Annotated in this window: 10 protein-coding genes and 1 pseudogene; 9 read left to right on the top strand and 2 right to left on the bottom strand. The window is 44.8% G+C overall.

Going from position 1 to position 11,842, the window contains the following annotated elements; translation table 11 throughout:
- The first annotated feature begins 170 nt into the window (after nt 1-170).
- The 4 genes from NQ518_RS08855 (at nt 171) to NQ518_RS08840 (ending at nt 3,109) form a co-directional block, all read left to right on the top strand.
- Complete coding sequence (locus NQ518_RS08855; protein WP_004349208.1) at nt 171-1,328, top strand: OmpA family protein; 1,158 nt, start codon at nt 171-173, stop codon at nt 1,326-1,328.
- Between the two features lie 131 nt (nt 1,329-1,459).
- Nucleotides 1,460-2,068, top strand: coding sequence for a hypothetical protein (locus tag NQ518_RS08850; RefSeq protein ID WP_004349206.1), 609 nt, complete (start codon nt 1,460-1,462; stop codon nt 2,066-2,068).
- 209 nt (nt 2,069-2,277) lie between these two features.
- Entirely contained in the window at nt 2,278-2,829 is a 552-nt protein-coding gene (locus tag NQ518_RS08845) for a cob(I)yrinic acid a,c-diamide adenosyltransferase (RefSeq protein WP_004349204.1), read from the top strand.
- A 58-nt stretch (nt 2,830-2,887) separates the two neighbouring features.
- Nucleotides 2,888-3,109, top strand: coding sequence for a DUF2795 domain-containing protein (locus tag NQ518_RS08840; protein ID WP_004349202.1), 222 nt, complete (start codon nt 2,888-2,890; stop codon nt 3,107-3,109).
- 190 nt (nt 3,110-3,299) lie between these two features.
- Here the strand turns inward: NQ518_RS08840 and NQ518_RS08835 are convergent, their stop codons facing one another.
- Nucleotides 3,300-3,434: a hypothetical protein gene (locus tag NQ518_RS08835; RefSeq protein WP_260107729.1), complete on the bottom strand. Its 135-nt coding sequence runs from the start codon at nt 3,432-3,434 to the stop codon at nt 3,300-3,302.
- A 352-nt stretch (nt 3,435-3,786) separates the two neighbouring features.
- A pseudogene (locus NQ518_RS13640) lies at nt 3,787-3,873 on the bottom strand (transposase); the annotation flags it as partial.
- A gap of 279 nt (nt 3,874-4,152) precedes the next feature.
- Here NQ518_RS13640 and NQ518_RS08830 point away from each other — a divergent pair.
- From NQ518_RS08830 to asnS, 5 genes are all read left to right on the top strand, one after another.
- Nucleotides 4,153-6,414, top strand: a complete 2,262-nt coding sequence (locus tag NQ518_RS08830) for a TonB-dependent receptor family protein (protein ID WP_245543466.1) — start codon at nt 4,153-4,155, stop codon at nt 6,412-6,414.
- 9 nt (nt 6,415-6,423) lie between these two features.
- Nucleotides 6,424-6,627, top strand: a complete 204-nt coding sequence (locus tag NQ518_RS13615; RefSeq protein ID WP_162013125.1) for a cysteine peptidase family C39 domain-containing protein — start codon at nt 6,424-6,426, stop codon at nt 6,625-6,627.
- A 71-nt stretch (nt 6,628-6,698) separates the two neighbouring features.
- Nucleotides 6,699-8,045 carry an adenylosuccinate lyase gene (gene purB, locus NQ518_RS08825; protein WP_004349198.1) on the top strand — a complete coding sequence of 449 codons (1,347 nt, stop codon included), beginning with the start codon at nt 6,699-6,701 and terminating at the stop codon, nt 8,043-8,045.
- Between the two features lie 196 nt (nt 8,046-8,241).
- On the top strand, nt 8,242-9,708 hold the full coding sequence (locus NQ518_RS08820) for a pseudouridine synthase (RefSeq protein ID WP_004349196.1): 1,467 nt from the start codon (nt 8,242-8,244) through the stop codon (nt 9,706-9,708).
- Nucleotides 9,709-10,052: 344 nt separating this feature from the next.
- Entirely contained in the window at nt 10,053-11,447 is a 1,395-nt protein-coding gene (gene asnS / locus NQ518_RS08815; RefSeq protein WP_040562645.1) for an asparagine--tRNA ligase, read from the top strand.
- Nucleotides 11,448-11,842 lie beyond the last annotated feature (395 nt).

Raw genomic sequence — 11,842 nt, 5'->3', positions numbered from 1 at the left:
AGGCCTAAAATAGACTTGAATTATTAAAAAAGTTGTTTTTTTTCATCAAAAAGGTTGATTTATGGGAGAAAAGTGATGATATTTAATTTTTATTATTATCTTTGTCCACGATTAGCACTATATGCTATCTTGTTTAAGAATATTTTTTGATTGTTTAATAAATAAAGGTTATGAGAAAATTTTTAATCGTTTTGGCATTTGCCGGCGTTTCTATGTGCTCAATGGCACAAGACGCAGACCCTACGTTGAAGCATAGCGTAGCAACCAACTCTTTCTGGAGTAACTGGTTTATCCAGGTAGGTGGTGAGTGGAATGCTTGGTATTCAAGCGAAGAACATGGAAATGGTTTGGATAGAAGTCCATTCAAAGATTTCCGTTCTAGCCCCGCTGCATCAATAGCTGTAGGTAAGTGGTTTACACCTGGCCTCGGTCTCCGCACAAAGTTGCAGGGTGTTTGGGGTAAGACTGTTTATGCTGACAAGGCTGGAAAGCCAGTAGGAGATGATAACAAGTATTGGATTTTGAACGAGCATGCATTGTTCAACTTGAGCAACATGCTTTGTGGTTACAATCCAAATCGTGTTTGGAACTTCATTCCATTCGCAGGTGCTGGCTTTGGCCGCACAATGACACACAACTTGTATGCTATGGACTTGAGCGTTGGTATCTTGAATACATTCCGTTTGGGTCAACACGTAGCTCTTCACTTAGAGGCAGGTTGGAACCGTTTGGAAACCGATATCGACGGTGGTACCGAAAAGTCAATTGGTAATCGCGGATGGGATTCGCACGACAACAACTTCTATGGCGAGCTTGGTTTGACCTTCAACTTGGGTAAGGCTTCATGGGATCGCGTTCCTGATGTTGATGCTATCAAGGCTTTGTCACAGTCACAGATTGACGCTCTCAATGCACAGCTCAATGACGCTAATGCGGAGAACGCTCGTTTGAAGGACATGTTGGCTAACCAGAAGCCAGCTGAAACTCCAGCTACTGTTAAGGAATTCGTTACAACTCCTGTATCTGTATTCTTCAACATCAACAAGACCAACATCGCTTCTCAGAAGGATCTCGTAAACGTACAGGCTGTTGCTAAGTATGCTAAGGAGAACAACTCTCGCTTGATGGTTAACGGTTATGCTGACAGCGCAACTGGTAAGCCTAAGTACAACCAGTGGTTGTCAGAAGAGCGTGCCAAGACAGTTGCTAACGAGCTTGTTAAGATGGGCGTAAGCCGCGACAACATCTCTACCAAGGGTAACGGTGGTGTTGATGAGCTTTCTCCAATCTCATTCAACCGTCGTGCTACTGTTCAGGTTTCTGAGTAATTTATTTGAATCTTATTTCATATAAGATATTACATCATGAGAGAGGTGTTTCACGAGATGGAACGCCTCTCTTTTTGCTTTTATACACACTCGGCTGAGGCTATCTTGTTTATTTCCAAATAGAAAGAATCATGGTTAACGGTTTGTCTTCCCTACGTTATTGGTTCAAGCGGAGCACGGTTTTCATGCGTCGTTTCACACATTCGCAGGGCTTTGGCATACAGTCGCCGTCGGCTTATCGGTTTGACAGAGAGGTCATCAATGCGCATTATTCTTATGATGCTTACACTGATTTGAAGCAAGCATTCCCGCGGCAAGACCGGTTGACGCTGAAGCTGGCACGCCTGTACTTTCGCATAGCCCATGCGACACAGGCCAGGCAGTGGGCGCTGTGTACGCATCAAAATGATGTTTACTGCGCTTATGTCCAGGCAGGATGCCGCACGGCCAGCCTCGTTGATGTCCATGAAGTAGGTGAGGTGGACAAGGTTGCGGCGTCAGACGTGTTGGTAACGGCCATGGAGGATGACCGATGGCCGATGTGCGAAGCCTTTGTTAGTAGGGCGCACGAGCGTTCGATACTCATCGTTGAGGGAATTTACGCCTCTAAAAAGGCTAAAGTGCGCTGGAAAGAGCTGGTCAACGACGCACGTACCGGGGTGGCCTTTGATCTCTATGATTGCGGAATCATTTTCTTCGATCATACCAAAAGCAAACAAGTCTATATCATCAATTTCTAAAGGGCGGTTCTATGAATTAGCTTTTTCAGATTGCGAGTCTGTTTTTGTGTTCAATTTGTTTGTGATTGAAGGAGTATAGCGGGCTATACGACTGAACGAACAAGCAAATTGAACTAAAAAGAGACCGCAAGATGACAAAACGTAAACCGACCAACATACAAAAAACTTTACGGCGGTAATTTATAGAACCGTCCTAAATATCAGATGCAATGAAAATATATACAAAGACCGGCGACAAGGGGTCTACGGCACTCATTGGCGGTGCCAGGGTGAAGAAAGATGACCTGCGCATTGAAACGTACGGAACGTTGGACGAACTCAATGCGCATCTTGGTGTGTTAGATACCTTGCTGACCGATGCTGCTGACAAGTCTTTCGTTCAGCGCATACAGTCCAACTTGTTCGTCATCGGCAGTTATCTGGCCTGCGATTCGCAGCATCCGGCTCAGGCCAATCATTATCGCTTACAGCCAGATGAGGTGAACGAGCTGGAACAAGAGATTGACCGAATGACGCAAGCCTTGCCGCCCCAGAAAACATTTTTGTTGCCAGGTGGATGTCCTGCCAGCGCGCAGGCTCATGTGTGCAGAACCGTGTGTCGACGTGCAGAACGGCGCATGGTTTCGTTGAACGAAGCACATCCCATACAGTTGGAAATCCTCGCTTTTGTGAATCGACTGTCCGATTATTTGTTTGTCTTGGCCAGAAAAATCAACTTTAATGAGAATGTAATGGAAAAAAAGTGGGAACTTTCTTGGTGATTATAGAAAAATCATTATTTTTGCACGCAAAATGATTAACATCTAATTTTGATAAACTATGTATTGGACACTTGAACTAGCTTCTAAACTTGAAGATGCACCTTGGCCTGCAACGAAAGATGAGCTGATTGACTATGCCATCCGCTCGGGTGCTCCACTGGAAGTGCTGGAGAATTTGCAGGAAATAGAGGATGAGGGAGATGTTTATGACAGTATCGAAGATATTTGGCCCGATTATCCTACCAAAGAAGATTTCCTGTTTAACGAAGACGAATACTAAAGCCATCAGGCTGGCTATTTTGTGAATGTAAATAAGGCTTTACTGAAAAAGTAAAGGCCAGAAGTACCCAAGGGCAGTAAACCTGCTCTTGGGCTTTCTTTTTTCGGCAAGACGTGAGCCAATTCTGGTCGGATGAATATTCAAAAGATGAGCAAAAAAATGCCCCAGACTCATTTCATGCAGGTGAGCGTCAACGGGGCATCTGCGAGGCATAGAATAGGAATTTTTCTTGACACCTTGCCTCTTCATATTTGGCGTGTAGATAATCAACCCGCCTCGTGGACGTAAATACGCCAAGCATGAGCGACTTTTGTATCTTGTTCATACACAGCTGTTTATATGTTTTCGGTGTTGTTATGCAGCCTCGTTTTCTGCTTTTTACCCGCCAAAAGCAGGTGTTAACGGCTGATATTGACATGCTTTTAACGCCCAACAGCGTGTAGGTAGCGGGTCAAAAGGATGCTTCTTGCTGGATAAACTCATTGCTTTTATTTGGTATGGTGTTTTTTCTTGTCCAATCATCTCTCATTTGCATCCTCCCAGCCTATTGTTTTTCTCTATATTGAAAGTTTTCAAGTGCCATTTTTAGGGCGTTATTTGGTAAAAAATATCAACGAAAGACACTACTCGAGATTTCATTAACTCATGAGCAACCTCAACTCTGACTGACAGTGCCGCGTATATTTTGCCACCATTGCATCAAAAAACTTGCAGAAATCATCTGCCATACAAAATGTTTCAGTAACTTTGTCCTCGGTGATTATAGCGATTTTTGTTTGTAATTGTTTGTAACACAACACCTTAAAGGTATAACAAATTTCGCTAATCACCAAATTTATAGACACTTATAATTATCGAACTCACGTTAATATAAAGTTCAGATGGAATAGAATGATAGAACTCAACCATTTTTCTCATTAACTATATAGAACTCTTGTTCTCAATTATACTAACAATAAAATTAGGCTATGCGAAAGATATTTTTTGTTTTGGTTATGTTATTGCAATCCATATTCTTGCATGCATATGTAGTAAAAGGATTTGTGGTTGACGAAAAGGGTAAACCGATACGGAAAGCCTTGGTTATCGGACGTAACAGTATGAAGAAGGTGGTTGTCGGGGTTGAAACCGACCCATCGGGGAAGTTTTCATCGGCAAACGTTACCGATTCTATATTGGCAATCGAAATATCGAAAGAGGATTATACCACGGTCTACATCAGGATATCTGGTACTGACGGTGAGTTTGTAGATTTGGGTACAATAGAACTTAAACCCATGGAAGTGAGTTTAGGAGAGGTTGTTGTCACTGCCCAAACGGTCATTCAAAAGCCGGACAGGTATATCATCATCCCGTCAAGAAAGGAGTTGGATCGGGCAGCCAACGGTTTGTCACTGTTGAGCGACATGCAATATAAAATGCCGGGACTGACGGTGAACGAGTCCTTGCAATCGGTTCAGGTGGATAATGCGACACCTGTTTTTAAGATTAACGGAAGACCGTGTAGCCTAAGTCATTTCTTGGCGTTAAACCCGCAACGTATCTTACGTATTGAATACCATGACAATCCTGACGTAAGATATGAAAACCGCAGGGTGATTAATGTGATACTCAATCCGAGAGGTGATGGGGGATCGGTCATCGCCAATGTGCTGACAGGGGCTAATGCAGGTTTTCTCAATGGCAATATTGGTTTGGGGTATTATCGCAAGAAATCCGTATGGGAACTCAATTATAGCACCAACTGGAGAGATTACGATGAGAGGGAAATAAACTCTTCCAGTGAGTTTATCGGACGGAATGCCCCAGTCTTGAGAGAAAGAAACGGAATACCCGGCGACTTCCGCTACTGGTGGAATACGATATCATTGGGTTATACCTATATGCATGATCCTAATACGGTTTTTGCGGCAAAGGCCGGTTTTGGAATTGAGAATCAAAAGATGGATGAAGATTCATGGAACACGCAGCAATACATGGGTAACCTGTCACAATATCAGAACCTGACGCACAAAAAATTGAAATACAGTTCACCCAGTATCGATTTGTTCTTTAGGAAGCAGATAGACGAGACACAATATATTGAAGCCAATGTGTATGGCATATATGGGTCGGGCGATTATAACCGTCGATACATCAACTTATATCAAAGTTCGTTGCCCGATGATTCCGTACTGTCGCTAACAAACGATAAGTCGTGGCGTTTAACTGCCGATATTATGTATTCTAAAACCCTCAAGAACCTTGTCGCAGCCTTGGGAATCAAGGAGTATTATAACAGTACCGACAACGAACAGACAGAGAATGGGATTTTAGGTAAGGGTAAAATCACTCAGAACAGGCTGTCGATGTATGGTCAACTCCAGGGAAAAATCAAGCGTTTGGGTTACAGTCTAAGTGCTATTGGCATTTACAATCATGCCAACAACAACTCGTACAAGACAGATGCTGTAAGGCTGAAATCAAACATCGTTGCCAATTATCCGCTATCACAACGTCTGACGTTGAATTATCTGCTGATGCTCGAACCGTCGTTGCCGTCAGTTACGCAGCAGTCTGCCTTGATACAAAGGGTTGACGACATTACCATCCGGCAGGGTAACCCAGACCTGAAACCGTCTTCCTATATTAGGAACAGGGTGTATGTACGATATGCCGATAAACGTTTTACGGGTTCCTTGTGGGCTTCTTACAGCAGGACACAGAAGCCTATCTACTACGCTTATAGCTATATCAGTGATGTTTCAAGTCCGTATTATGACATGTTTATGAGTCGCCCTGTTAACGGACAGCACGACGACCAATTCAATCTTGAGTTGAACTTAGCGGCACAAGAACTTTTCGGGTTTGCGACAGTATGGGGGAACGTAGGTTGGAATAATTTGCATATCACCATGACGGATAAGAGTTATGTCAGGAATCGGCTGTACGCATCCCTGAATGGGGCGTTGTCTTTCGGAAATTGGCTCATAACTGCTATGTATCAGATACAGCCCGACTATAATTTGTCAGGAAACTCATACAGCACAAAGGATAGGTGGAACACAGTCAAGGTCCAGTATAAGCATAAGAACTGGCTCTTTTCACTTACAGGGGTGGACATGTTCACAAAGCGAGGCAGTGTTTATGAGAATATCGTCGTATCAGACGTCCATCCCGAAGAATACAGCCAATGTATCAGGGACAATGCTAATATGCTGTTGTTGGGCGTGAGTTATAGACTTGATTTTGGCAAGAAACGAAACAATACCAAACGTTCCTTGAACAATGAGGGAATAGAACGAGGAATTGATATTAATTATTAAAAGCGAGTTTTGAAAAAATTTAAATTGTTTTGGCAAATGGAGAGTACAGACTGTGGAGCCGTATGCTTGCAGATGCTCTGTGCATTCTATGGAAAGCCTATTTCGCTACAATATATAAAAGAGGGTCTTAGCATATCTCGTATTGGCATAACAATCAGAGATGTTAAGACTAGAGCAACCGAATTAGGCGTTTGTACATATTATTTTAAGTAACTTTTACGGAAACTTCACGTGCTATATCGATTTTAATTCGTAATTTTGTCGCCTAAGACAAGATTGTAGATATGACACTGGATGCATTGACTGCCATCTCACCGATAGATGGACGTTATAGGAACAAGACGGTTGCCTTGGCCGATTATTTTTCTGAGTACGCACTTATTCGTTATCGTGTACGCGTTGAGGTGGAATATTTCATCGCGTTATGCGAGTTGCCCTTGCCGCAGTTGGCATCGTTCGACACCGCGCTGTTCAGTCGTTTGCGGGATGTTTACCGCCATTTTGATGAAACATCCGCCCAGCGTGTCAAGGATATCGAGCGTACGACCAACCATGACGTCAAGGCCGTGGAGTATTTCCTGAAGGAAGAATTTGACAAGATTGGCGGACTGGACGCTTACAAGGAATTCATCCATTTTGGCTTAACGTCGCAAGATATCAATAACACCAGTGTACCACTGTCTATCAAAGAGGCTCTGGCTGAGGTCGTTGTTCCGCAGGTGGAAGAGCTGATTGGTCAGTTGGAGCAATACGCGGAACAATGGAACGATGTTCCCATGTTGGCCAAAACGCACGGTCAGCCTGCGTCGCCAACCCGCTTGGGTAAAGAAATCATGGTGTTCGCCTACCGCCTGCGCGAGCAGTTGGAACAGTTGAAAGCCTGCAAGATGAGTGCGAAGTTTGGCGGGGCAACCGGCAATTACAATGCGCATCATGTAGCTTATCCGTCCATCGATTGGAAAGTATTTGGCAACCGTTTCGTAGAAGAAGCGCTCGGACTGCACCGTGAACAGTTTACCACCCAAATCAGTAATTACGATAACATGGGGGCAGTGTTTGATGCCATCCGCCGTATCAACACCATCATCATCGACTTGGACAGAGATTTCTGGATGTATATCTCGATGGAATATTTCAAACAGCAAATCAAGGCTGGCGAAGTAGGATCGAGTGCCATGCCTCACAAGGTGAATCCCATTGACTTTGAAAACAGTGAGGGCAACTTAGGTATGTCCAACTGTATTCTGCAATTCTTGGCGCAGAAGCTGCCTGTGAGCAGGTTGCAGCGCGACTTGACGGATTCTACCGTCTTGCGTAACGTGGGCGTTCCATTGGGACACACCGTCATCGCCATTCAAAGTACGCTGAAAGGACTTCGCAAGCTCATCTTGAACGAAGACCGACTTAGTGAGGATTTGGACAATACATGGGCTGTCGTGGCAGAGGCCATTCAGACCATTCTTCGCCGAGAGGCTTATCCACATCCTTACGAGGCATTGAAAGCCCTGACGCGCACCAATCAGAAAATGACCGAACAAACCATTCACGAATTCGTGCAAGGACTGAATGTCAGCGATGAGGTGAAAGCCGAATTGATGGCCATTACACCTCACAACTATACAGGCGTATAATAGGCTCGTTGAGAAAATATGAAGGCTACATGTGATAGCGTGAAATCAAAATAATAAGTAGTTATATATATAATAAGGTAGAAAGTAACAAAAATGATTTTAAAGGGATGGCTCGCTCGGTGCTGGTCATCTCCATTCGAGAAAGTAGAAATAAGGCCGTGAGGCTTATGGTAAAATAAGAAAAAGAATTAGAATTATGGATTCAGAATTAAACAAAAATCTTCAAGAACAATCATCAGCACAGCGCGATTCAGCTCGGGAGGGCTACGAAAATCACGCAGACAACAATCAACGCGACTATCATGGCGGAGGAGAGCGGACACGTCGTCCCCGAATCCAAAGTCAACGAACATACAGCAGTAATCGCCCAGAGCGATTAAACCAAGCAGGGGGCTTCCGTCCTGAAGGATTTGGAAGCAATTTGCAGACCAATGAGGAGGGTGGCGCACAGCAACGTGCTTATCGTCCCCGCTTCAATCAGCATGGTGAGCAAGGCGGTTATCGTCCCCGTTATCGCAGTGAGGGTTACCAACCTCGCCAGCAGGGCGGTTATCGTCCGCGCTACAACAACGATGGTGAGGGCGGCTATCAACCTCGTCAGCAGGGTGGGTATCGTCCCCGTTATAACAATGAGGGCGAAGGTGGCTACCAACCTCGTCAGCAGGGTGGCTATCGTCCACGTTACAACAACGATGGCAAAGGCGGCTATCAACCCCGTCAGCAGGGCGGTTATCGTCCACGTTACAACGACGATGGCGAAGGTGGGTATCAACCTCGTCAGCAGGGTGGCTACAATCGGGGTGGCTACGGCAATAGGGGCAGACAGCAGTATGGCGGCTACAACAATCGTGGTGGCTATCGTCAGCGTACGCCCGATTACGATCCCAATGCCAAGTATAGCTTGAAGAAGCGCATTGAATACAGTGAACAGCATGTAGACCCCACCGTACCCGTTCGTCTGAATAAGTTTTTGGCGAATGCCGGTGTGTGCAGTCGTCGCGAGGCCGATGAGTTCATCCAGGCCGGTGTGGTCAAGGTAAACGGCGAAGTGGTGACAGAGTTGGGAACCAAGGTCATGCGTACCGATGAGGTGGTGTTCCATGATCAACCGGTATCTCTGGAAAAGAAAGTTTATGTGTTGCTCAACAAGCCGAAGGACTACGTCACCACCAGCGATGATCCGCAGCAGCGTAAGACGGTGATGGATTTGGTGAAGAACGTGTGTCCCGAGCGCATCTATCCGGTTGGACGTCTGGACCGCAACACCACGGGTGTGCTGTTGCTGACGAACGATGGTGACCTGGCCAGCAAACTGACCCACCCCAAGTATTTAAAGAAAAAGGTGTACCATGTGTTCCTGGACAAGAATGTGACGGCTCACGACATGCAAAAGATAGCAGAAGGTATCGAGCTGGAAGACGGAGAGGTGCATGCAGATGCCATTGAGTATGCGCATGAAACCGATAAAAACCAGGTGGGCATCGAGATTCACAGTGGTAAGAATCGTATCGTTCGTCGCATCTTCGAGAGTCTGGGCTATCGCGTCATCAAGTTGGATCGCGTTCAGTTCGCTGGCTTGACCAAGAAAAACCTTCGCCGAGGCGACTGGCGGTTCTTGACAGAAGAAGAGGTGAACATACTTCGCATGGGAGCATTTGAGTAGTTGAGATGTATAGTTGACAAGTTGACAAGTTCACAAGTTCACGAGTTGATGGTTCTTTAATGTCGCCCTATAATCGACTGCGAATGACAACAACTCATCGGTATTAACTTGTAAACTCGTAAACTTGTAAACTAGTAAACTAGTAAACAGTTCTATAATGTCGCCCTATAATCGATTGCGTATGACACCAAGTCACGGTATTAGCTTGTAAACTCGTTATCTCGTAAACTCGTAAACTCGTAAACAGTTCTATAATGTCGCACATGGTCGACTGCGTATGACACCAAGTCACGGTATTAACTTGTGAACTCGTAAACTCGTAAACTTGTAAACTAATAAAAATAATGAAACGTACAAAAGTTGTTGATGTTCTGAAGAGCACCGACTTTGGAAAAGAAGTGGTGGTAAAGGGATGGGTGCGCACCCATCGCAGTAGTAAGGCCGTTGATTTTATTGCCTTGAACGACGGCTCTACCATCAAGAATATACAGATTGTTGTTGATCCGTCAAAGATCAATGCCGATACGTTGAAGAGTATTACAACAGGCGCTTGCCTCTGTGTTACCGGTACCTTGGTAGAGAGCCAAGGCAAGGGACAGAGCGTGGAAATCCAATGCCAGGACATCGAGGTCTATGGCTTGTGTGGTAGCGACTATCCCATGCAGAAGAAAGGACAGTCGTTTGAGTACATGCGTCAGCATGCTCACATGCGCCTGCGCACAAACACCTTTGGCGCCGTGATGCGCATCCGCCACAATATGGCCTTCGCCATCCATCAATATTTCCACGAACATGGATTCTTCTATTTCCACACACCCTTGATTACAGCCTCAGACGCTGAAGGCGCTGGCGAGATGTTTCAAGTGACCACGCAGAACCTCAATGATTTGAAAAAGGGAGAAGATGGAAAGGTAAGCTACGAAGATGATTTCTTTGGTAAGATGACCAGCCTCACGGTGAGCGGACAGTTGGAAGGTGAGTTGGGAGCCACGGCTTTGGGACAGATTTATACCTTCGGGCCTACGTTCCGAGCCGAGAATTCAAACACGCCGCGTCACTTGGCTGAGTTCTGGATGATTGAACCAGAGATTGCTTTCATCGCCTTGCCCGACTTGATGGATCTCGAGGAAGACTTTATTAAATACTGTGTACGATGGGCCTTGGACAACTGCAAGGACGATCTTGATTTCCTCAATTCGATGATCGACAAAACCTTGCTGGAACGGTTGCAGGGCGTTTTGAAGAATGATTTCGTGCGATTGACTTATACAGACGGTATCAAGATTTTGGAAGAGGCGGCTGCCAACGGACATAAATTTGAGTTCCCTGTATCATGGGGAATGGACTTGGCCAGTGAGCATGAACGTTTCTTGGTAGAACACCACTTTAAGAAGCCAGTTATCATGTACGACTATCCCAAGGAGATCAAGGCCTTCTACATGAAAATTAACGAGGATGGCAAGACCGTTCAAGGTACCGATGTGCTATTCCCACAGATAGGAGAAATCATCGGTGGCTCGGTGAGAGAGGAAAGTCTTGAGAAACTGACTTCTGAAATCGAACGTCGCCATATTCCGATGAAAGATATGTGGTGGTATCTCGACACGCGTAAATACGGCACATGTCCGCATGGAGGCTTTGGTCTGGGCTTCGAACGCCTAATCCTCTTCGTGACCGGCATGCAGAACATTCGGGATGTTATCCCATTCCCGCGTACACCGAAGAATGCGGAATTCTAATGATGCCAATCCATGCGCCATGGATGAAATTGAATCAGCCATGGCGTAGTGGGGCGTCAGCCTTCCGTGAAACTGGTGTTCATCTTAACTTCATTTTCAGGTAAAACAAGAAAACAACTAACCTATTCTGTGAAATTTATATATAATTTGTGAACATTACAATACCATTTCAATTATGTAATCACATTCTGTTATGCGGAAATGTAAATATAACTGACGGATTCTGCTTCATAAAATAGGCTTGAATAAAAATTTTGACTAAATTAAAAAAAAGATGCATTTTATTTGTTTGTTCTAATATTTATCTATATATTTGCACCAAAATAATTTGCCTGAAATACGGTTACTATGTACATAAATGACGTTTATTGGTATGAAAAAATTATTTGTGTTGG

The organism is Hoylesella buccalis ATCC 35310 (assembly GCF_025151385.1).
Lineage (GTDB): Bacteria > Bacteroidota > Bacteroidia > Bacteroidales > Bacteroidaceae > Prevotella > Prevotella buccalis.
This window is presented reverse-complemented; position numbering and strand designations above follow the sequence as displayed.

Coding starts and splice junctions, on each gene's coding strand:
- asnS (WP_040562645.1), top strand. CDS start 10,053: ATGAAACGTACAAAAGTTGTTGATGTTCTGAAGAGCACCGACTTTGGA.
- NQ518_RS08820 (WP_004349196.1), top strand. CDS start 8,242: ATGGATTCAGAATTAAACAAAAATCTTCAAGAACAATCATCAGCACAG.
- NQ518_RS08845 (WP_004349204.1), top strand. CDS start 2,278: ATGAAAATATATACAAAGACCGGCGACAAGGGGTCTACGGCACTCATT.
- purB (WP_004349198.1), top strand. CDS start 6,699: ATGACACTGGATGCATTGACTGCCATCTCACCGATAGATGGACGTTAT.
- NQ518_RS08840 (WP_004349202.1), top strand. CDS start 2,888: ATGTATTGGACACTTGAACTAGCTTCTAAACTTGAAGATGCACCTTGG.
- NQ518_RS08835 (WP_260107729.1), bottom strand. CDS start 3,434: ATGAACAAGATACAAAAGTCGCTCATGCTTGGCGTATTTACGTCCACG.
- NQ518_RS08850 (WP_004349206.1), top strand. CDS start 1,460: ATGGTTAACGGTTTGTCTTCCCTACGTTATTGGTTCAAGCGGAGCACG.
- NQ518_RS08855 (WP_004349208.1), top strand. CDS start 171: ATGAGAAAATTTTTAATCGTTTTGGCATTTGCCGGCGTTTCTATGTGC.